The organism is Petrotoga mexicana DSM 14811, from assembly GCF_002895565.1.
Lineage (GTDB): Bacteria > Thermotogota > Thermotogae > Petrotogales > Petrotogaceae > Petrotoga > Petrotoga mexicana.
The window spans coordinates 70,284-92,127 of record NZ_AZRN01000004.1 but is presented as its reverse complement, the minus strand read 5'-3'; the positions used below and the strand labels follow the sequence as shown (position 1 = coordinate 92,127).

The 21,844-nt window shown below is 32.6% G+C and carries 21 protein-coding genes; 12 read left to right on the top strand and 9 right to left on the bottom strand.

Annotation, left to right across the window (positions count from 1 at the left end; translation table 11 throughout):
* Nucleotides 1–19: 19 nt before the first annotated feature.
* From X927_RS01350 to X927_RS01315, 8 genes are all read right to left on the bottom strand, one after another.
* Complete coding sequence (locus tag X927_RS01350; RefSeq protein ID WP_103076324.1) at nt 20–2,713, bottom strand: hypothetical protein; 2,694 nt, start codon at nt 2,711–2,713, stop codon at nt 20–22.
* Between the two features lie 36 nt (nt 2,714–2,749).
* Complete coding sequence (locus X927_RS01345) at nt 2,750–4,540, bottom strand: tetratricopeptide repeat protein (protein WP_103076323.1); 1,791 nt, start codon at nt 4,538–4,540, stop codon at nt 2,750–2,752.
* A gap of 31 nt (nt 4,541–4,571) precedes the next feature.
* Nucleotides 4,572–4,958, bottom strand: a complete 387-nt coding sequence (locus tag X927_RS01340; RefSeq protein ID WP_103076322.1) for a VanZ family protein — start codon at nt 4,956–4,958, stop codon at nt 4,572–4,574.
* 86 nt (nt 4,959–5,044) lie between these two features.
* On the bottom strand, nt 5,045–5,401 hold the full coding sequence (locus X927_RS01335; protein ID WP_103076321.1) for a hypothetical protein: 357 nt from the start codon (nt 5,399–5,401) through the stop codon (nt 5,045–5,047).
* Nucleotides 5,402–5,425: 24 nt separating this feature from the next.
* A complete protein-coding gene (gene tgt / locus X927_RS01330) occupies nt 5,426–6,553 on the bottom strand; it encodes a tRNA guanosine(34) transglycosylase Tgt (protein WP_103076320.1) in 1,128 nt (375 codons plus the stop codon).
* Entirely contained in the window at nt 6,553–7,134 is a 582-nt protein-coding gene (locus X927_RS01325; RefSeq protein WP_103076319.1) for a cyclodeaminase/cyclohydrolase family protein, read from the bottom strand. The genes tgt and X927_RS01325 overlap by 1 nt, the downstream gene beginning before the upstream one ends.
* Before the next feature lie 183 nt (nt 7,135–7,317).
* The gene (locus X927_RS01320; protein WP_103076318.1) at nt 7,318–8,391 is read right to left on the bottom strand and encodes a M24 family metallopeptidase; all 1,074 of its coding nucleotides are present in this window, start codon (nt 8,389–8,391) and stop codon (nt 7,318–7,320) included.
* Nucleotides 8,392–8,509: 118 nt separating this feature from the next.
* A complete protein-coding gene (locus tag X927_RS01315; protein WP_103076317.1) occupies nt 8,510–9,160 on the bottom strand; it encodes a peroxiredoxin in 651 nt (216 codons plus the stop codon).
* Between the two features lie 262 nt (nt 9,161–9,422).
* Here X927_RS01315 and X927_RS01310 point away from each other — a divergent pair, with 262 nt between their 5' ends.
* The 7 genes from X927_RS01310 to X927_RS01280 are packed head-to-tail and all read left to right on the top strand — an operon-like array spanning nt 9,423 to nt 14,760.
* Nucleotides 9,423–9,692, top strand: a complete 270-nt coding sequence (locus X927_RS01310; RefSeq protein ID WP_103076316.1) for a flagellar biosynthesis anti-sigma factor FlgM — start codon at nt 9,423–9,425, stop codon at nt 9,690–9,692.
* A 5-nt stretch (nt 9,693–9,697) separates the two neighbouring features.
* Nucleotides 9,698–10,195: a hypothetical protein gene (locus X927_RS01305; protein WP_146026558.1), complete on the top strand. Its 498-nt coding sequence runs from the start codon at nt 9,698–9,700 to the stop codon at nt 10,193–10,195.
* 10 nt (nt 10,196–10,205) lie between these two features.
* Complete coding sequence (flgK, locus tag X927_RS01300; protein ID WP_245855443.1) at nt 10,206–12,668, top strand: flagellar hook-associated protein FlgK; 2,463 nt, start codon at nt 10,206–10,208, stop codon at nt 12,666–12,668.
* Between the two features lie 42 nt (nt 12,669–12,710).
* Nucleotides 12,711–13,607 carry a flagellar hook-associated protein FlgL gene (gene flgL / locus X927_RS01295; protein ID WP_103076313.1) on the top strand — a complete coding sequence of 299 codons (897 nt, stop codon included), beginning with the start codon at nt 12,711–12,713 and terminating at the stop codon, nt 13,605–13,607.
* Between the two features lie 17 nt (nt 13,608–13,624).
* Complete coding sequence (fliW, locus tag X927_RS01290; protein WP_103076312.1) at nt 13,625–14,098, top strand: flagellar assembly protein FliW; 474 nt, start codon at nt 13,625–13,627, stop codon at nt 14,096–14,098.
* Between the two features lie 5 nt (nt 14,099–14,103).
* Entirely contained in the window at nt 14,104–14,367 is a 264-nt protein-coding gene (locus X927_RS01285) for a carbon storage regulator (RefSeq protein WP_211287787.1), read from the top strand.
* Nucleotides 14,368–14,391: 24 nt separating this feature from the next.
* Nucleotides 14,392–14,760 (top strand): cupin domain-containing protein, encoded by a 369-nt coding sequence (locus X927_RS01280; RefSeq protein ID WP_103076310.1) that lies wholly within the window; start codon nt 14,392–14,394, stop codon nt 14,758–14,760.
* 62 nt (nt 14,761–14,822) lie between these two features.
* Here the strand turns inward: X927_RS01280 and X927_RS01275 are convergent, their stop codons facing one another.
* Nucleotides 14,823–15,287 carry a chemotaxis protein CheW gene (locus tag X927_RS01275; protein WP_103076309.1) on the bottom strand — a complete coding sequence of 155 codons (465 nt, stop codon included), beginning with the start codon at nt 15,285–15,287 and terminating at the stop codon, nt 14,823–14,825.
* A 180-nt stretch (nt 15,288–15,467) separates the two neighbouring features.
* Between X927_RS01275 and X927_RS01270 the strand changes: the two genes are divergently transcribed.
* From X927_RS01270 to X927_RS01250, 5 genes are read left to right on the top strand one after another with little or no spacing between them, the layout of a single operon-like run.
* Nucleotides 15,468–17,279, top strand: coding sequence for an LVIVD repeat-containing protein (locus tag X927_RS01270; RefSeq protein ID WP_103076308.1), 1,812 nt, complete (start codon nt 15,468–15,470; stop codon nt 17,277–17,279).
* A gap of 43 nt (nt 17,280–17,322) precedes the next feature.
* On the top strand, nt 17,323–20,079 hold the full coding sequence (gene fdhF, locus X927_RS01265) for a formate dehydrogenase subunit alpha (protein WP_103076307.1): 2,757 nt from the start codon (nt 17,323–17,325) through the stop codon (nt 20,077–20,079).
* Entirely contained in the window at nt 20,042–20,635 is a 594-nt protein-coding gene (locus X927_RS01260) for a molybdenum cofactor guanylyltransferase (RefSeq protein ID WP_103076306.1), read from the top strand. Before fdhF ends, X927_RS01260 begins: the two co-directional genes overlap by 38 nt.
* A complete protein-coding gene (locus X927_RS01255) occupies nt 20,632–20,907 on the top strand; it encodes a MoaD family protein (RefSeq protein ID WP_103076305.1) in 276 nt (91 codons plus the stop codon). Before X927_RS01260 ends, X927_RS01255 begins: the two co-directional genes overlap by 4 nt.
* Before the next feature lies 1 nt (nt 20,908).
* A complete protein-coding gene (locus tag X927_RS01250; RefSeq protein ID WP_103076304.1) occupies nt 20,909–21,580 on the top strand; it encodes a HesA/MoeB/ThiF family protein in 672 nt (223 codons plus the stop codon).
* Nucleotides 21,581–21,844 lie beyond the last annotated feature (264 nt).

Below are 21,844 nucleotides of genomic sequence, written 5' to 3'. Positions count from 1 at the left end.
ATCAACAACAAGGGAAAAATTATAACATATCTAATATTAAGGCGATATTATTTACCCCGTTGATGGTAGCATTTCCAAAAATATAGATAGAATTTTGATTTTCTGGCTTTGATATACTGATTATTTCAAAATTAGAATCAAGAGTGTACGTGTTTAACTTTTCAAATGTTTCTTCTTCAAAATTTACTTTGTAGATGATTCCGACTTTTTTCCCATTTTCAATACCATAACCGTATGCTAGATATCTTCCATCTATTGTAGTAAATCCTAGAAATTTATTCGATCCTTCTATTGTAAACTCAAAAGAATCTCCAAATCCGTTTACTTCATCTACTTCTAAAATTCCGTAACTCATAGGTGTTGAAGTAGTTTCGAATAATACGTAGTATTTTCTACCGTCTTTGATAACCCCTACGGGGATGTTGTCGTTAGAATCACCATATACGTTTGACCACTTCATGTTTCCGTAGTAGTCAATTTTTAAAACGTATATATCAAAACCACCCGCACCAAAAGATCTTGTGGCTCCAAAAACCATGAAACCTTGATCTTGAGAGTTTTTTATATCCAAAGCAATCTCTACATCGTTGCCACCAAAGTTATTAGTCCAGATTCTAGTTCCATCGTTTAGATATTTTGAAACGAATATATCTGATAATTTTTTGTTGATGAATAAATTTCCTGTAACTACGTAACTATTTTCGTCGATATTTGTAATACTTATACCGCTGTCTCTACCAATATCTCCGTAATCTATCTGATAATTAACACTACCGTCTTCGCTAATAGAAACAATGTAAGCGTTCCCGTTTAAGCCGTAAGAGAGTGTATCACCAACGTAGATTATGTTTTTAGAGTTATCGGTAGAGTCTTTGGTAATAATAGCATCTCTAAAAAAGTCTGTATTTTTTGCATATAACGACGTTTCGTTTAAAATATTTCCATATGGATCTATTTTCCATGTTTTTGCATCCCAATTGTCATTTTTGCCTTCATAACCATAAAGGTAAAAGTTTTCTCCATCGTACAAACTTCCATAGATGTATTCATCGAAACTTTTAGGGAATATTTTAGTTAGTTCTGTCGCTTCAGAGGTTGTCGGAGTAGGTTCAACGGTTATATCAACAGGAGTAGCAGGGACCGTAATAGTTTCTTCTATTGGTTCTGGTATTGTGATTTGAGTAGGTTCAGGCGTTATCTCCGTTGCCTGAGGCGTTGATGGGGTAGGTTCAACCGTTATATCAACAGGAGTAGAAGGAACGGTAATGGTTTCTTCTACTTGCTCTGGTATTGTAATTTGAGTAGGTTCAGGTGTTATCTCCGTAGCCTGGGGTGTAATTGGCGTAGCTTGGATGGTTACTGTTGATGGAGGTGTCACTATTTCTTCCATCGTTTGAGTTAAAGGCATTTTTCCCTTAATATATCTTGTGAAATAATATTGAGAATCGAAATCATCATAAAATATTAAAAATCGATTTAGAAAGTCTTTTACCCCTACTAATAAACCTTTGTCATATACTAAAGGTTTACCGATTATTTGGAATTTATTTATTGTGGAATAATTCCAAACTAAATTTCCTTCTAAATCGAAGGATTTAATACTTTCTCCAACCAATATGAATCTATCTTTGTTAACGGGAACAAAATAATCGAAATTTTCTTCATATGTGAAAGTTCTGATCAAATTTAATTCAGAATCATAAAAGTAAAGATTTTTTGAACCGGATAATAGAACTATTCTGTCGTAATATGTATATATTTTTCTTTGATATCTTTGAGTTTCTATTTGAAAGTCGAGTTGTGATATCTTTTGTAGATTGGTGTCTAAGATTGTAATATTATTATTAGTCAATATAGGGAATAAAATCATATTTTGAATTTCTAGATAGTCGAAATCGAAAGTTTTGTCGTTAATATAATAACTTTCAACGGTGTCAAAATTGTTATTCATTTTAACAAATTTATCCTGGGTTAAAATATAGATATATCCGTCTATTACTAAGGCTTTTTGAATGTTGTTGAAATCGATTTGTTTTTGTATTTGGAAATCGTCGGTTATCGAAAAGATTTCATCGTCACTGTAAAAGATATTTTCTCCTGCTAAACCTTTAATCTTAACGTTTAATTGTGCCCTTTTTTCTAAAGAATAATCGAAGATATAAGTTTCACTTTGCGTAACAAGAAAGGCAGCTTTACTTGTCAAAAATCCATCTTCAATATTTTGATCAAAATCAACTGTTTTAACTACGACTTTATTGGCATTCAATAATTCAACCTTGTTTTTAGATATGCCAAGGAAGTTATCATCTAAAGGAAGAATTTTATCAAATTCTTCAAATATGATAATATATGCATCTCCAGGACGTAAACTTCTTGTGGTAAATTTAGCCGTTTTGCTGGAGTACACGTTTCCATCCTGATCAACTCCTTCTACTTTCCAGTAATAAGTTGTTTCAGGCTTTAAGACGTCTCCCGTATAAAAGTTTGAAAAAATATTTTCCAATTTCAAATCTTTTTCATCTATATCCGGATCTTCAGATATGTATATTCTATATCTGAGCTCTTTTTCTTCCGCATCTATGGATTGCCATCTAAAAGAAGTTCTTATGTCCACGTTTTGGGCATCCTCTTGTGGGGAGAGAATATTTATATTCAAAGCAAAAGAAATAGCGGAAAATAAAATTACAAGAAATATTAACGAATAATTTTTCATGGCAGCACCTCTAAAAAGTTATTTTTGGTAGGAAATTTACTGCAAAAAAGAGTTAGAAATCGAGTTAATATTATTTATGAATAAAGATAAAATTTTTGTGTTATGATCTTTGAAGTTGACTGAAGTTATTTCTTCAGCCGTACTTTGTATTCTAAACATGGACAAAAAAACTTTTAAAGCATCTTTAAAATTATTTATTTTAAACTCTACTATCGAGTCAAAATCCATCAAATGTTCTTCGAAATTAGCAAATATTTGAGCAAAAGTAAAAGACATATCTTTGATTTCTTCTACATTTTCTTGAATAAAAGGTTCTAAAGATAAGGATTCTCCTAAGATTCTATCTTGGTAGAATCTTAAAAGTAATCTACCGAAAGCTAACCCATCTCCATCTTTCCAAAGAAACTGTGATATAGCTGTTGCTACTCTTTCCGATAGGCCGTAATTAAAGCCAGAAAGAAGTAGACTGTTCGTGAGTAATTCAACACCATCTGGATATAACTTTGGTTCCATCGAGTTCTCTTTCAACCAGCTAACGAAAGGGCGCTTTATTCCTTTGGTTGCTAGACGTTCCGACAAAGAAAAAGGGTCGATATTTCCCAATTCGTCTATACTTTCAAATATTGAATCGGAAATATTTTTGTCTGCAAATTCTTCCAGTTTGGAAACGTAAAGATCTAACCTGTCTAATTTATCTAGTAGTAGAGAAAAATTTGATATGGGTTCTTTTAACAATATTTCTTTCACTCTTTCAACTCTACCTTGAGATAATTCGAACAATACTTTGAAATTAACAGCAGCTTCGTGAAAGTCAGAATTCAAATTTAAAATTTCAAAATATTTTTCCACTTGTTCTTCATCTTCTATTATTACATAGAGTTTTAATAAAGTTAAAACAATAAGGTCTTTATTTTCTTCTGAAGCTGATTTTAAAGCTTTTTCCTCTGTTTCAATTGCTTGTAAGTATCTTCCCATGTTTTTATATTCCAAAGCTAATTCGTGAAGTATATAATCTGTTTCATTCAAGGAGGCGGCTTTTTCTAAGGCTTTTATTGCCTCATTGTGGTTTCCTAATCTAGCCAATGAATGAGCATCGTTATAATAAATTTCATATCTATCGCTATCTATTTCTAAGGCTTTTTGGTGGACTTTGTGTGCATCTTTATAGTGTTGAAGCATATTCAGAGCAACACCCAATCTTTCATAGGCAGGAACAAATTTTTTATCGATTTCTATGCATTTTTGTAGAAGTGGTATAGCTTCTTCGAATCTGCCATTTTCCATGTATACATCTGCCATTTTCAGAAACCCTAACGTAAAGTCCTTTTCAAGTTCGACAGATTTAGAGTAATATTCTATGGCCTCGTCGTAGATATTTCTTTCATACATGAGATTGCCAAGTTCATAATAACCATATGCAAAATTTGGCTTTTCTTTTATCGATTGTTTTAAATGTAATTCTGCGAGTTCAAGATTTCCTAATTTTTTGTAGTATAATCCAGTATAAAAATGCAATCTATAATCAGGATAAATTTTACCTGCCTTATCTAAAAATTCCTTCGCCTTTTCAAAATCTGTATCGTTGAGGGATTTTTTAAAAGCTTCATAATAATAATAAATCAAGTAAGATAAGTAATATCGGTTGTTTTTATCTATATCAATTTGAGCTTCTAAACCTCTAATAATTACGTCCAAAGGTATTTTATTGGTTTTTCTTGCTTTTTGAAAATCTTCCGCTAAAATAGGTAATTTTACAGGAAGATTATTCAACTTTGCATAATTGGGATCAATATTCAGGTAAACTATAGCATATTTTACTTCTTTCAAAAGAAATGCACCTCTTTATACTTCTTTATCACTAATTGAAAGCCTTATATTTGAAAGTAAAAAAAAGAGAACCACTTGCTGCTCCTAAATAACTTGCAACCATGTCTAAATGGCTATATGTATGATAAATACTGAATTTTTGAAAATATTCTGTTAATAAGGGAACTAAAAGAAAAAAAATCAAAAAAAGTATAAAATAAGATCTTTTACTTTTTTTGAAGAATGCCATAAAGAAAAAGTCGGCACCTAAAAAGTATGAAACAAAATGAACTATTTTGTCTTCTCCTTTGAAACTACTATAATTAATTATAGGTTTGGAAACCGATAGATATATAATAAAAACTATATATAAAAAGAACAAAACTTTCCAAAACATATTTTTTATTTTTTTTACATCTTTATATTTTTTATCAGCCATTTGATTACCTTTCTCTAATTTTATTTATAACATATAAACCTGGGGAGGCTGCCCCAGGTTTGACAAGTTTTGGTTAACTCTATTTTTCATTCCATTCTAAATGTTTCAGTTCTATCATGATCTTCAATTATATGTTTATATCTGTCATAAGCAGCTTTAGCCATTTTTTCTAAAATACTTGGAAGATCACTATCAGTCCAATCTTCATCTAAAAAATTTATCAGTTCTTTTTTTAATTTAAAATAAGGCTCTTTATCCGGATTGAATTCTACATAACTTTCTATAAGTTTTCTATCCACTTTATCTTCTCCGTAGATATTTTCTAGTAACTTACTTACACTTCTTGAAAAGAGATCGGGGATCTCTTGAAATTTTTTAGTAAGGTCTAACTTGTTTTGATATAATGGTTTAATTTCATTATAGTACTTTATAAATGATTTCACGGGGGATCCCTCCTTTTTAGTGTTTTAATTGGTTAAAGAATATGTAGAACTTTTAAAAAATTCCTCTTTAAGAAATTTAAAATCGTCATTTTCTATAGCTTCTCTCATTTTAGCTACCAGAGATATGTTGAATCGTAAATTGTGAATGCTTAAAAGGATTTTCCCAAGTACCTCATCTTTTTTAAAAAGATGGTGTATGTAACCACGTGAATGATTTTTACATGTGTAACAATCGCATTCTTCATCAATAGGTTTTTGATCAAATTTAACCTGTGAGGATTTTAAGTTAAGTTTTCCTTTCCACGTTAGTGCTGTTCCGTGCCTTCCCATTCTTGTTGGTAAGACGCAATCGAACATATCCATACCGTTTTCAACAGATAGAAACATCATTGTGGGAGAACCTATTCCCATTATGTATCTCGGTTTGTTTTCGGGCAATTTATTGCCAAAAGCTTTTAAAATCTTTTCAGAATCTTGGTATTTTTCTCCCACGGCTAATCCACCCAACGCATAACCATCGAAATCTAAAGAGGTTATCTGGGATAAACTGAGTTTTCTCAAATCTTCAAAGAGCCCTCCTTGAACTATACCGAATAATGCCTGTCCGTTGTTATTATGATATCGTTTTGATCTTAAAGCCCAATTAAAAGTTTTTTGCACACTATCTTTTACAGCATCATAACCAGACAAGGAATTTATACATACATCTAAAACCATTGCAATATCTGAGCCAATTACTTTTTGTATATCCAAGGATTTTTCTGGTGTTAACTCTATTTGAGAACCATCCAGTGGAGATTTGAAAATTACTTTTTCATCAGTTAATCTAGTGTTAGGTAAGGAAAATACCTGAAACCCTCCGCTATCCGTCAAAATCGGCTTCTTCCAGTTCATGAAGTTATGAAGCCCTTGGAAATGATCAAGAACCTCTAATCCCGGTCTTAAATAAAGATGAAAAGCATTAGCTAATATTATCTCAGTATTGATATCATTTAATAACGAGTTAGTAAGAGTTTTTACGGTTGCATTCGTACCCACAGGCATAAAAACCGGTGTTTCAATGGTGCCGTGTTTTGTGATAATCCGTCCTCGCCTAGCCCCAGTGTATCTATCAATATGAATTAATTCAAATTTTATAGGCGAATCATCCATTAATTTTTTATTTCCTCCTTCAACTCTTTTAACAAGGAATCTGCTTCATTTTTGAATTCTATTGTATCATTTAAAAGGTTTTCTTTTTCTTCTGCGTTGTTTATTTTTTCTAAATTAGCTTCAACAGAAATAATAGCCGAATTCAATGCGGCCCACGCTAAATAACAAGTAATTTTTGCTTCGGGTTTTAATACGGGGTTGCCATATTTGTATATGGTAAAACAATTTTTTAGGATATTATAACATGTTTTGGCTATGTTGAACGAAAATATAGCGGCAGCTGTTAAAGATTTGTCCTTATCTTCTCCCTCTTTGACATTCTCGATTCTTTCTGCATATTTAGAAGATTCTTCAGCGTATTCGATTAATTTTTCTTTGATATCTATAAGATTTTCTAAGGCTACTTCTAGCGTATTTTCATAATCCCCATTGTCCCCTTTAGAGATCGTATAATTTGCCACCATATAACCTAGTGCAGATGCTAAAGCTCCTACTAAAGCAGTGACGGTTCCCCCAGCGGGAGCTGGATCTGTGGATGAAATTTCATTTAAAATTTCCGCGAAACTCATATTTTTATACATTCATCCACCTCCTCTCTGGAAATAAGTGAAGTATCTGTACTTTTATTATACCATACTTTTAAGGTTAATAAATATGAAAGAAAATCAAAATCAGTTCAGTGAAGGGGAACGTTCTAACTAAATTAGTGTAAGTAAACTACACTCTGTAAGTGGTGGAGAGTTGATCCAAAGCATAAGAAGTAATTAAATTACCAAAAAGTCTTTTGGATACTTGTTTAATACTTCACAACCATTATCAGTCACCAAAACCAGGTCTTCTATTCTTACCCCGCCGACACCAGGTAAATAAATTCCCGGCTCTATTGAAAAGATCATGCCAGGTGTTAGAATTTCTTCGCTATTTGAAGATATGTAAGGTTTTTCATGAATCTCTATCCCTACACCATGCCCTGTTCGATGAGTGAAGTACTTTCCATAGCCTTTGCTTTCTATATAATTACGTGCGGTAGCATCAATTTCACAAGCTTTAAGACCGGGCTTAACTTTTTCAATAGCTTCTAAATTAGCTTCTAATACGATTTGATAAATGTTTTTCATGGTTTCTATAGGTTTGCCAAAGAAGACTGTTCTTGTCATATCTGAACAATAATAATTTTTTATGCAACCCATGTCTATCAAGACAACATCCCCATCTTTTAACTTTGCATTGGTGGGTATATGATGAGGGTTAGAAGTATTCTGACCGTATCCTACTATAGGTTCAAACGAAACACCATCGGCTCCTTCTTTTTCGAAGATATTTTTGATGGCTTTGGCTAAGTATTTTTCTGGAAGCATCTCCGATACTATGTCTATAACCTTTTCCATAGCTGTGTCATTTAATAAGGAAGAGGACTTCATTAATACTATTTCATCAACATCCTTTACCATCCTTAATTCACTAATTATTGGAGAGAGCGGTTTTAAAGATAAATCTTTAGTAATTTCCATTAAACTTAAAAGAAAACCTGCTTCCCAACTTCCATCTATGCCAAGGGATTTATCTTTTTCAATAATAGAAGATAACATCTTAATGGGATCTTCAGAATCAGAATATTTGATCAAATTTTCTTCTTCAACGGTATTTACCGGGAACAATTCGTTAACTAGCAATTTAACTTCGCCAGAAGTATTTACGAATAATACCAACAACCTTTCTCCAGGTTCAAACCACTCATTCAAAAAATAGTAAAGAGAAGCTGGTGAGGATATTATTGCTTGATAAATATTATTTTTTGCCATTTTATTGAGAAGCTTTTCTATCCTATCTCTACGCAATCTTCAATGTTCCTCCTCTTAATAGTGTCTAATTTCATCCAATTTATATTACAATTATATCATAAAAAAGTAGGAAGTAGATAATAACTTCTCTACTTCCTACTTGCTGGGGTTAATATTATTCTTTAACTTCCTTAACCTTTAACCACCAATCGTATCCTTCTTCGTCGGATGTTTTCCTCTTCATTGCTTCAGCATAAGTTGATGCTGGTGGAATTATTACCTTACTTCCAAGTATTGAGTTATCAGGCCAATTGGCTGGGGTTACTACCTTGTTTTTGTCTGACAATTGTAAAGCTCTTACCGCTCTGTATATTTCATCGATGTATCTTCCTACTTCAGAAGGATAGTACATGATCAGTCTAATAGTTCCTTCAGGATCTAAAATGAAAACTGCCCTAACAGTTGCCGAACCTTTTTCCGGGTCTACCATTCCCAATCTTGAGGCTACTCTTCCCATTGTATCAGCTATTATAGGGAAAGTGATTTCTACACCAAGGTTATCTTTGATCCACTCCATCCATTTGATATGTGAATGAACGGCATCGACAGAAAGCCCTAAAAGTTCGGTGTTGATCTTTTTGAAATCTTCATGCTTTTTTGCAAATTCAACAAATTCTGTTGTACAAACGGGTGTAAAATCCCCTGGGTGGCTGAAAAGCACCAACCATTTTCCTTTGTAATCTTTTGGTAGTTCTTTTGCACCGTCCGTTGTTAATACTTTCATTTCAGGAAACTTTTCTCCAATTAAAGGAATCCTTTCTTCCATATTTACCAACCTCCTATTTGTAAATTTTTTAATTTTTGAAATATCTATTTTTTAGGTACGTCTAAGAAAATTATAAACCTAAAAAACTGAAAAGTCAAGTAAAAAATTAAATATTATTTTTAATTTTGTATTTTTTTCTTATTACTACAAAAAAAATAAGATGCTTTGGAAAAATATAATTTCGCGATAAACTTCTAATGATATGATAATTGTGGACGATAATAAATATGGAGTTCAAATTGTTGAAAGGAGGGACTAAATTATGGATATCAACAATATCAATCCTGCGGGTGGCAATAATTTAGATAAAATAAATCAAAAAAAGCTTGATAAGGATTTTTTCAAGAGACAGATAAAATCAAAAAGCCTAGAAAATGCTAATAAGATTACAGGAGAATCAAAGAAGTATATAGAACTATCAAATAAGATACCAGAAATTCGGCGAGAGCTTGTATCGAAACTGAAGGAATCTATTGAAAATGGTTCTTATAATATCAATGTGGATCAAATTGTAAATAAAATGTTTGAATGAAGCAGGTGAACAGTATTAATAATAATTTAGAAGCGATAAAAAATGTATTAAAGGAAGAAAATAACAGTTTAATAGAATTAAAAAAATCTTTTTATGATCTTAGGGAAAGTTTAGTAAAAAAAGCATCTGTCGAAGAAATTAATTCAACCCTTTTGACGATTGAAAAGTTAGCAACCAACTTTAAAAAAGTAGAAGGTTTAAGGGCACAGTTAATATCGACAATATGCTTGGAAGAAAATATACAAAGCAAATTAGAATCGATTATTGATTATTTTTCAAAGAATGATTATGAAATTGCACTTCTCTTTTCAGAGCTTGTTAAAAATTTAAAGGAGTTAGTAAGTGAGATCGATCTTTTAAGTAACATTATTTCATTTCAATCTAATTTGAACAATTTTATATATCAAATTTTGAATCCTGAATCGATTACGAACAGCAAAACTTACTCTCAAAAGGGTAGTAAAATGAACAAAGATTTGACTTCAAGAAGTTGGAGGGGTTAGCGTGTGCGCAATGACTTTGAATGGCCTATTGAACACTGGTTTACTCGGAGTTTATACCAATAAAGTCGCGATGAGCGTTGTCGCCCATAATATCTCTAATTCTAATACCCAGGGTTTTTCCAGGCAAAGTCCTGTTATTGTAACTACTAATCCTATTAATTTAACAACGATAGGAAGTGGGGGAGCAGCTTTATCTTTTGGGACTGGTTCTACGGTAAGCGATATTCAACGAGTGAGGGACGAATTTTTAGATTTGCAATTTAGAGAAACTTCTTCTCATTTGAATTATTGGGAAAATATATATTCTAATGTGCATTACATTGAACAATTATTTGGTGAGCCCGGTGAAACCGGTTTAAGGAATATGTACGATTCTTACTGGGCGTCAATCGAGGAGTTGAAGACTGATCCATCAAACGAAGCCGCTAAAACTCAGGTCGTATCTCGAGCGGAAGAATTAGTAAACACCATGAAAGATCTTAATTATAGGTTAGAAGAATTAAAAAGTGATATAAACAGTGAAATAAAGCTCAGAATAGACGAAATAAACGGTTATTTAAAAAGGATTGCCGATTTAAATCAAAAGATATTAACATCGAGCTCAATAAGTGGTTCTCCTAACGATTTGCTTGATGAAAGGGATAGATTGTTGGATAAACTTTCAGAACTTTCCGATATAAGAATAACAAGTCATTCAAATGGTCAAATTTCTTTAAGTATGGGGGATAAAGTAGTTTTAAATGGAAGTAGTTATCAAGAGATAACATCCTTAACCATTGCCGAAACAAACGATGAATATTACGCCTATGTGGGCAACAATCCATTGACTTTTAACGATGGGAAAATGTCAGCCCTTTTTGAATTGAGGGATGAAATCATCCCTTCTTATCAACAACAACTCGATGAGTTTGGTTTGTATTTAGTTGATTCAACTAATCTTATTTATAAAGAGGGATGGGATTCAACAGGAACAATAACGGGAGCCAACTTTTTTGCCGATATAAGTACCAAAAGAGGTTTTGAAGATTCAAGATTTTTCAGGATAGCAGGAAATTCAGACGTATTTCATCCAGACACACTTAAATATACAACAAGTCATAGAAGTTTTTATGAAAATCCTTTAGATCCTTCTTCAGATTATTATTTAATTGACAAATTTAATAAATCCTATATTTACGCAGTGGATGCTAATAATGAAAAACCTCATCAATATATATATGATCCCAAAGATCCTGATCCTGATAACAAACCTATAAAATATGATGCAGCAAATAATGCTATTTATTTTTATGATACTTATTATGATGAAGATTCTAATTTTCAAAACAAATTAGTAGTTGATATAAAAGGAGATTTTCTCAGGGAATACGGTTTTCCTACTAAAGAAATTAAGGCATACAAAATAGATCCTGATAATGTACAACCTGGCAACCTTGAGTTTGAAATTTTAGGTGAGGATTGTAATATAAGTTTTTCTGATGCTGGTGAATTAGTATCAAATATAAACAGCGGTTCTGGAGGTTATTTGAAAGCAGAAGAAATTGATGGATTTATATACATACTCCCCACGACTAAAATTCCAGATGCAGACTTGGATACCATTGTTTTAAACGACGTAGACGGTTCTCTTTCACAGATGGAAGCACAAAAAGTTACATTGGATGCCTTAGATACTTCACAACCCACTTTGAATAATTTATTAAGTTCAAATGAAATAATAGAAATGAGTATAAATGGAATAAAAATAGAGATTAATCCTCTTAAAGACACTGTTTATGACTTAGCTGACAAAATTAATGCCACAAACACGGGGGTTACTGCTTCTGTTACTCCGCATGGTTCATTTGTGTTGAGGGCCGGAAATTTAATTAATTTTGACTTAAAGAACGTTACTATTAAAGGCCCTGAAAAATTATTCAATGCTTTAGGATTTATCGAAGATGATTCTAACAATATCGTTACACTGATTTCTCCAGATATAAGCCCTGAACAAATAGATGAAAAGTTTTCTAAGGCGGAACTTTTAAGAATTGATAAAGAGTTAGGAATAGTCAATCAAATTTCTGTATCGTCTAACTTAAAAGAGAATCCATCTTTACTTGCAACTGATTTGGGTTATTATGATACTAATTATTCTCCAACCGGTGCAGGAAACATTAGTGTATGGGATGAAATATCCAAGATGTATGATAATTCGGTATTAGATAATGGGAGGATTGGTTTTTCGAACTTTTTGGGAAATATTGTTACAGATATAGGAGTTAAGGGTGAAACGGCTGATAAAATGAGGCTAAACAGTGAGATGTTGAATAGTGAAATCAGCCTTGAAAAAGAAAGAGTGATGGGTGTTTCTATCGACGAGGAGATGACGAACCTTGTGAAATATCAGCAGGCTTTTAATGCTTCTGCAAGGGTTATCACAGCGGTCAATCAAATGATGGAGACGGTTATTAACAACTTGGGTGTTGTATAATAGAGTGAACAGTACTTGTTTGGTTGGTGAGGAGGTAAAAACATGAGAATCACTGAAAATCTTTTAAGTAGTAGAACACTTAACGATATTCAAGATGTTTTAAGAAAATACAGTGATTTAAATTCTCAATTAACTTCAGGAAAAAAAGTTCGATACCCATCAGATAACGCGTCTGTGGCAACGAGAATTTCTAATTTAGATAGCCGATTGAGGGAAATTGAACGTTATAAAACTAATGTGGAAACAGCCCAAAATTATGTGAATATGTATGATACAGCATTACAGGAAGTGAGCTCAATATACCTTAGAATAAAAGAGCTTGCTGTTAGAGGGGCAAACGATACATTAAGTGACGATGATAGAGTCGCTATAACAGAAGAACTCAACAAGATAAATACACAACTAGTTTCTATAGCAAATACAGAAATTTCTGGAAACTATGTGTTTGGAGGAGCCAAAAACAATCAAAAAGTCGTGGAAATAGATAGCGAAGGTAATTTTAAAATAACAGTACCTCCACAAGCAAATATCAGGCAGAAGATTTCCATCGGAGGCCAAGATATAGAATACGGTAAAACGGTTTATGATGTTTTTGTAACTGATAGTGGTGCCTCAATTTTTGGTATAGTCAAAAGATTGTCAGATGCCATAGAATCAGGAGATAATACTTCAATTCAAAATGAGTTAGGAAATATTGAAGAAATACAAGCTAAATCGTTAAATAATCTGGCTGAAGTTGGAGCTACTCAACGAGTTTTAGAAATGACTTCAAATAGAATGGAAGAATTTAAGAGTTTTTCAACAGAATTTTTATCCAATGAAGCTGATGCTGATATCGCTCAAGTAGTAATGGAATTGGCAACTCAGCAAAATGTCTTACAATCTGCTTTAAAGGCTGCTAGTAATATTATTCCCCCAACCTTGGCGGATTTTCTATAAGGAGGTTTTCTAAAGCAATGATAAAAGAGTATGAAACGAAGTTGGGAAGTGTGAAGATAGATACTGAGCGAACGATAATTTTTGAGTATGGTATTCCTGGTTTCGAAAATCTTAAACAGTTTGTTTTACTGGAACCTGAAGATACTTATCCCATTATGTGGTTAGCATCGTTAGAAGATAAAAATGTAGCTTTTCCTGTTACTTTTCCTCAACTTATAAGAAACGATTATCAATTTACTCTTCCCCAAGATTTAACAGAATACTTGGAATTAGAGAAACCAGAAGATGCTATAATATTAAGTATCTTGACTATACCTGAAAAAGAAGATGAAATAACTATAAATTTAGCAGCCCCGATTATTGTTTCGCAAAAAAATCATAAAGGGGTACAATATTTAATTGAAAATGGAGAATACAAAATTAGACACCTTTTGAAGGAAGAATTGGAAAGAAGTAATGCTATACTATCTGTTCAAGAAGATGGTGAATAGACTTGTTGATATTATCAAGAAAAATAGGTGAATCCATCGTAATACAAGTAGGAAATAGAAAAATAAAGCTTGTTATGGTTGAACAAGATAATGGAAGTATAAAAATCGGTTTTGAAGCCCCTAAGGATATCAAAATTTATCGTGAAGAAGTTTATGAAGAAATCGTAAAGCAAAATAAAGCCGCATTGGAGAGCAATGTTAACAGATTGGGAAAAATAAAAACCAGCATCCCAAAATTAGTAAAAAAAGATAAAAAACAAAATACTTAGGCACAAGGGAGGAGAAAATCGAATATGGACCAAAAAAGAGCAATAATAGGTAAAGCAAAGGAAGTTAAACCTTTAATAATAAATAATGAAACGGCTAAAGACGTTGAAAAAAGAATATTAATAGGGAAGAGTAATTATGGAGCGCCTAATTTTGTTATGAGGTTGTTCACCGTTAAACCAGGTGGGTATTCTCCTAGGCATTCTCATAGATGGGAACATGAAATATTTATAGTTAAAGGTAAGGCAGAAGTTTATGATGGAGAAAAATACAATTCAGTTGAAGCTGGAAGTTTTATTTACGTTCCTGGAGGTATAGAACACCAATTGAAGAACGCAGGGGATGAAGAGTTAGAATTTATTTGTGTTATTCCAACCTCTGCAGATGAAGAGTAAATTTTTCATAAAAAAGTGGCGTCATAAATATATCGCCACTTTTGTGTTTTTTTGGGAGTGTTTTAATTGTTTATAACTTCGTCTATAGCAATCTTTTCTTCTTCGGTTATCAGTTTATCGATATCTAGTATTACTAACATACCATCTTCTAAACGCGCTATTCCGCTTATAAAATCAGCTCCACGCATGCCACCTATATTGGGTTTTTCGTTTATTAAATCAGGATCGATACTTCTGACGTTTTTTACATCGTCAACCATTATTCCAACCCTTCTTTGATCAATTTTTAAAACTATAACTTTGGCGTGAGATTTGTCTTCAAAGTCGGGCATTTTAAATTTTCTTCTCAGATTGATGATAGGTAAAACTTCTTCGTTGCGATAATTTATTACTCCTTCGAAATAGTCAGAGGCATTTGGTAATTTAGTGGTCTCTTCATATTCAATTACTGCATCCACATTCATAATATCTAGACCAAATCTTTCTTTACCAATGTTAAAGGTGACTATTTTTAACTCAGATGGCATTTCTATTCCCCCTTTTTAAAATCAAAATTTTATTTCTAAAATGGCTAATTATAATTCAATAAATTTCTACAAAATTATATCATAAAAGTATTTAGAAAAAAAGTTATCTTTAGGCTAAAGAATATACAAAAAAATTATGTTATAATTATATTAAAATTATAACATACTGGGGTGTAACCTGTGCGCAAAATTAGTAAGAATTATGCTGTTTTAGGCTTTTTAATCGTTTTAATTTTGATAATGTTTTCAATTGTAATATTTTACATCCGAATTGCAAAAGAAAAATCCGTTCAGGGAACAACTACTCAAGTAAAAGATGTTACTACTCCCATTGTTCAAAAGCAGATTCCTATCTCAGTAGTAGGTGTCAAATACGGAGTAATAATAGGAGGTTACGAAGGATTTTATGTTTTCGATGTTGAAGAGAAAGAATCAATTGCTTCAGTAACAACTGGTAGTTATGTTAACGATGCTCAAATTTATGGAGATTATCTTTATCTTGTTGACAGAGAGGGATTGAAAATTTATGATTTTTCAGATCCGCAAGAAGTAGCTCTGTTGAATTCTTACTCCACATTCGGTGATTCACTATCCGTTACAACGAATGGAGAATTATTATTTGTTGCAGATGGCGAAAACGGATTGATAAGCTTCGATTTGAAGGATAAAGTGTATATAAGATTGAAGGAACATATTCGTTTACCGGGTATGGTAACCCAAGTTGAAATGTTTGAAAAGTATCTATTTGTAATTGGTCCGGGTTTAGGGATGAAAATTTATCAAATCAATGAAGATCAAACCGTTGAAGAGATTAATTATTATGATCAGTTGATATCCCCTAGAATGATTAGTTTGAATAACGATTTTTTTGTGGTGAACGATGATTTATTGGGTATACTGATATTTAAAATGGAAGACTTGATCACGGCAAAAAATTATGATGTGAAACCATTGTATATATGGGATGAGGATGCTTTTTCCATACAGTTAGTGGATGAATCCCTTTACTTTTCCACTAATAACGGAGTATATAAAAGAAATTTGGAATCATTAGAAACTCAAGAAATTATTACGGGACAATTTTCTAGACCAAATATTTTGATAACAGAGGGGTATATATACTTAACGAATAACGAAGATGGACTGTATATTTATGACCTAAATACTAAAAAATTACTTAAGTATATTAATAAAGTTGACTCAATTGATGATTTTGTTGTATTAGAATCAGGAGTGTTAATTGACGAGGGAGGAAAGATAGTTTATCTAGATAAACAAAAAGAAAAGTTATGGGAGAAAATATATACTGGAAATTTGATAAAAGGGGAGAAGGGCTTTTACGAACTCAATGAAAATGTAGTCAATTTTTATAACGCAACGAATACAATTACCAAAAGTTTTCCTGAAAACATCGTAGGTATAAAAGAAACACAAGAAGGGGTATTCGTTATTGCCGAAGAGAGTATATATTCTTTCTTTGATGGAATAAAGGTATTTGTGGGAAAGGCACAAGATATAGAAGTTATTGATAACATTGCGTATATAGCTGAGGAAGATAAGATAATAGAGTTTAACTTTTTAACTGGAAAGAGTAATTTTAAATTTTATTCCAAAGATTATATTAACCAAATACATTCTACTTCTGATGGATTTATCTTTTTAACGGAAAAAGGAGTTTTTCGGGCAGACTTCAATTTTAACATTATCGATTATTTTAGCTTTGATTATTCGCCTGATATAATTATGATGAACGATAAATATATATTTTATTCTGTAGGCTCTCAACTGACGATCGTTGATATGTCAAATTTTGATTTAAATAGGATGATTAATTTAGATCTTCCAATTTTAAGTATGGATTGTAAAGATGGATATCTATATATTTCTTACTCTTCAAAGGGAATAACGAGATTTAATATCACAGATAAACTTCAACTAGTTGATGAAGAAGTCGTTGTAAATATTTTCACCGCTAAAAATATGGTTTTTTGATATTGAATTTAAGCAAATATAATAATGAAAGGAGTAATATGTTTTGGAAGTTACTATAAATCATAATAATTATGAAGTTGAGCCGGGTCAAACTATACTCCAGGTTGCAAAACAAAACGGTATCTATATCCCCACCATATGTCATAGCCCACATTTATCCGATGTAGGTTCTTGTAGAATGTGTTTAGTAGAACTGGAAAACAATCATAAATTAGTTGCTTCTTGTGTTACACCAGTCACTGATGGAATGCGGATTTTAACGGATAGCAAAAGGGTTATCGAGGCTAGAAAGACGGTTGTAGATTTACTAGTTTCTGATCATCCATTGGATTGCATGACATGTGAAGCTAATGGAAACTGTGTCCTTCAAGATCTCGCTTACGAATATGGAATTAAAGAATCCACCTTCGGAACAAAGAAACTCCCACGTTTTGAAATAAAAGATCAGAATGAATTTATACAGCTTGATCCAGACAAATGCATACTTTGTGGTAAATGTGTACGAACATGTAAAGAGATTCAAATGTGTAACGCATTGGATTTTGTCAATAGAGGTTTTGAAACTAAAGTTAGCCCCCCATTTAATCAAGATTTAGGTGGACAGGATTCTCCATGCGTCTTTTGTGGACAATGTGTTGAAATGTGCCCAACAGGGGCTCTTACTTATATTCCTTCCAAAGGAAAAGGACGTTATTACGAATTTAATAAAACTAAAACGACCTGTCCTTACTGTGGGGTTGGTTGTCAATTGGAATTGAGAACTAAAAATAATAAGATAGTTCAAGTTGGTTCGGTTTATGATGAAAACTCTCCAAACCCCCATGGAGAAAGCTGTGTGAAAGGCCGTTTTGGTTATGATTATGTCAATCACCCGGATAGATTGACTGACCCTTTGATAAAGAGAAATGGACATTTTGAAAAAGTTGGTTGGGAAGAAGCATTGGATTATGTTGCAGAAAAACTATTGAATATAAAGGAAAAGTATGGAAGTGATTCAATAGGTGGGTTGAGCTCAGCAAAATGCACAAATGAAGAAAACTATATTATGCAAAAATTTATGAGAGCTGTTATTGGTACAAATTCTGTAGATCACTGTGCGAGACTTTGTCATGCATCTACTGTTGTTGGATTAGGAATGGCATTTGGTTCGGGAGCTATGACCAACTCTATATCAGAAATAGAGGGAAGTGATGTAATATTTGTTATAGGTTCAAATCCAACGGAGAATCACCCGGTAATTGGAAGCAAGATAAAAAGAGCGAAGAAAAACGGTACACATTTAATAGTAGCAGATCCTCGTAAGATAGAACTTTCAGAAATTGCTGACATTTCATTACATCACAAGCCAGGAACAGATGTGGCTTTAATAAATGGAATAATGAATGTTATTGTCAACGAAGGGTTACTTGATAAAAAGTTTATTGAAGAAAGAACGGAAGGATTTGAAAGTTTTATAAAGATAATAGAAGGTTATACCCCTTCTAAAGTATCCCAGATTACAGGTGTGCCAGCAGATAAGATAATCGAAGCTGCAAAAATGTATGGTTCAGCTGAAAAAGCAGCCATATATTTTGCGATGGGAATAACTCAACATAAATACGGAACCAATAACGTACTTTCTCTTACGAATCTTGCACTCTTAACTGGGAACGTTGGTTTTGAAAGCACAGGAGTCAATCCATTAAGGGGACAAAACAACGTGCAAGGTGCTTGTGATGTAGGGGCTTTACCTGATGTTTATCCTGGTTATCAAAAAGTCAGTGACCCCAAAATTAAAGAAAAGTTTGAGAATTATTGGGGTGTAAAATTAGCTGATAGAGAAGGGTTAACGCTAACAGAAATGCTCGAAGAAGCCGGCAAAAGGATAAAGGCTCTCTACATAATGGGTGAGAATCCTTTTTTATCTGATCCAGATCAAAACCATGTTAAAAAAGCTCTAGAAAGTTTGGATTTTTTAATAGTCCAGGATATATTCTTGACTGAAACTGCACAGTTTGCAGATGTAGTTTTGCCAGCGGCATCATTTGCTGAAAAAGAAGGTACGTTTACAAATACCGAACGACGTATACAAAGGGTGAGAAAAGCTATTAATTCTCCTGGAAGGGCTAAAGCAGATTGGGAGATATTAACTACTTTGGCTAATAAAATGGGTTATGAAATGAAATATAATTCACCTTCTGAAATTATGGATGAGATTGCACGAGTTTCAAAATTATACGGTGGAATAAGTTATGAAAGATTGGAGAAAGGTGGTTTGCAATGGCCTTGTCCTGATAGTAATCATCCAGGTACAAAATATTTGCATAAGAACGCTTTTTCTCGTGGAAAAGGCAAATTTTTTCCTGTTGAGTTTACTCCTCCTGAAAAAGAAGCTGATGAAAAGTACAATTTTATCTTAATGACAGGAAGGATGTTATACCATTTCCATACAGGTACAATGACCAGGCGATCCGATCCTATTAACAGGCATGAGCCCGACGCTTACGTTGAAATAAATATAAGAGATGCAAGAAAATTGGGGATCAAAGATAAAGATAGAGTTAGAATAACTTCTCGTCAGGGAACAATTGAAACCTATGCAAAAGTTGGAGAAAGAGTTAAACCAGGTCAACTTTTCATGCCTTTTCACTATGCGGAAAGTCCAGCCAATAAACTTACCAATCGTGTTTATGATTCAAAAGCAAAGATACCTGAATTAAAAATAACCCCAGTTAAATTGGAAAAAGTTGAAAAAAGAGTTTCACAAAGAGAGGTTTTGATTGATGAACGCTATACTTCTATCAGGAGGCAAGAGCAGTAGATTTGGAACTAACAAGGCATTGGAATCTGTTAATGGAAGACCTTTGATAGAACAGATCGTCCAAAGCCTAAAAAATGCATTTGAAAAAGTTTACATAATAGGGAATGTAAAAGAGTATGCGTTTTTGCAAGATGTGTTTTTTTGTGAGGATATAATACCAAATAAAGGTCCGTTAGGTGGTTTGTTTACTGGTTTAACCTGTTCTGATAGCGACTACAACTTTTTGACAGCTTGTGACATGCCATTTTTGACAATTGGTTTTTTTGAGTTTTTAAAGTTTCAAAAGAAAGATTATGACGTTCTTGTACCCGAGTACAACTCTTACCTTGAGCCACTTGCTGCTGTTTATAGCAAAAAATGTTTGCCTTTTATCAGTGCTACACTAAAAATGAATCAATTGAAGTTGAAGAGTTTTTTTCCCAAAGTAAAGGTTAGAATAATAAAAGAAACCATTATAAGAGAAATTGGAGAGCCGGAAAAATTGTTTTTCAATATAAATTATAAAGAAGATGTTCAGAAATTGGAAATAAATCTGGAAAGGAGTGAAAAAATTTGAAAATAAAATTCTTTTCCCTTATAAAGTTTGATTTGAAAAAGGATGAAGTCGATTACCAATTATCAGGATCGAAATCTGTTAAAGAAATAATAAAATTATTGGATCGAGAGTTCGATAATTATTTTAGTAGAAAACTACTAAAAGATGGGGAAATTAAAAGCGGTACGATTATATTATTAAATGGAAGAAATATTCGCCATCTACAAGGACTAGATACGTTGGTAGAAAATAAAGACGAAATAACAATTTTTCCCCCTTCTGGAGGAGGATAATATGGATTACTTGGAAAGACAAAAAATGTTGTTCACAGAAGAAGAGGTTTTAAAGTTAAAACAAGCTGTTGTCTATATTGGTGGAGCTGGAGGTCTTGGAACTCATCAGGCATTGGAGTTACAAAGGGTTGGTGTAAAAAAAATATATTTGGTGGATTATGATAAGGTTGAGCTTTCTAATTTAAACCGTCAAGTATTATATGGCATGGATAGCATCAGCGAATACAAAGTCGATCAAGCTAAAAAAACTCTTGAATCTTTTAACTTGCCAACGATAATAGAAACAAAGGTAGAAAAAATTTCAAAAAAGAGTAAAATACCAACAGATGTGAACGTTATATTAGACGCTCTTGATAATTTCGAAACGAGATATATTCTTGAACAACTTGCTTGGAAATCCAACGTTCCTTATATACATGCAGGGGTTAATCAGTGGTATGGTCAATTGACAACTATAATACCGGGTAGAACTTTGTCTTTAAAAGATATATTTGGAGAAGTGGATACAACAAAGGAAAAGGTCTCTACTATCTCACCTGTCGTATCTATCATGGCATCTCTTCAAGTAATAGAGGCGATTAAAGTAATAACTGGGAGGAAAAATACCCTAGATAACAAGTTGCTACTTATAGATTTAAAGGATTATTCCGTTGAAATAATTAAACTTCAATGAAAAATAGAACTTCCATTCCTCTACTAATCCTTGCTCTTCAAGATAAGATTAAGAAAAGCGCTCATTTGCAAGAATTTGCCTTCTAATTGAAAATAACTGCCTCTAAACGCTTCTAATTGTCAATAAATCGAATTGACTTTTTTGAAACATAAGAGTTAAAATAATAGTAAGTTAAATTTTCAAAAAATAGGTTTTTAATGTAACAAAAATTTTGTTCTTTTCAAGTAAATACAGTTTAGTTAACATCCTAAAACTACCAAAGGA

Bases quoted from the DNA above. Each gene is read 5' to 3' on its own strand.
- X927_RS01275 (WP_103076309.1), bottom strand. From the start codon at position 15,287: ATGCCATCTGAGTTAAAAATAGTCACCTTTAACATTGGTAAAGAAAGA.
- X927_RS01350 (WP_103076324.1), bottom strand. From the start codon at position 2,713: ATGAAAAATTATTCGTTAATATTTCTTGTAATTTTATTTTCCGCTATT.
- flgK (WP_245855443.1), top strand. From the start codon at position 10,206: ATGACTTTGAATGGCCTATTGAACACTGGTTTACTCGGAGTTTATACC.
- X927_RS01310 (WP_103076316.1), top strand. From the start codon at position 9,423: ATGGATATCAACAATATCAATCCTGCGGGTGGCAATAATTTAGATAAA.
- X927_RS01250 (WP_103076304.1), top strand. From the start codon at position 20,909: ATGGATTACTTGGAAAGACAAAAAATGTTGTTCACAGAAGAAGAGGTT.
- X927_RS01315 (WP_103076317.1), bottom strand. From the start codon at position 9,160: ATGGAAGAAAGGATTCCTTTAATTGGAGAAAAGTTTCCTGAAATGAAA.
- tgt (WP_103076320.1), bottom strand. From the start codon at position 6,553: ATGGATGATTCGCCTATAAAATTTGAATTAATTCATATTGATAGATAC.
- X927_RS01260 (WP_103076306.1), top strand. From the start codon at position 20,042: ATGAACGCTATACTTCTATCAGGAGGCAAGAGCAGTAGATTTGGAACT.
- X927_RS01280 (WP_103076310.1), top strand. From the start codon at position 14,392: ATGGACCAAAAAAGAGCAATAATAGGTAAAGCAAAGGAAGTTAAACCT.
- X927_RS01325 (WP_103076319.1), bottom strand. From the start codon at position 7,134: ATGTATAAAAATATGAGTTTCGCGGAAATTTTAAATGAAATTTCATCC.
- fliW (WP_103076312.1), top strand. From the start codon at position 13,625: ATGATAAAAGAGTATGAAACGAAGTTGGGAAGTGTGAAGATAGATACT.
- flgL (WP_103076313.1), top strand. From the start codon at position 12,711: ATGAGAATCACTGAAAATCTTTTAAGTAGTAGAACACTTAACGATATT.
- X927_RS01340 (WP_103076322.1), bottom strand. From the start codon at position 4,958: ATGGCTGATAAAAAATATAAAGATGTAAAAAAAATAAAAAATATGTTT.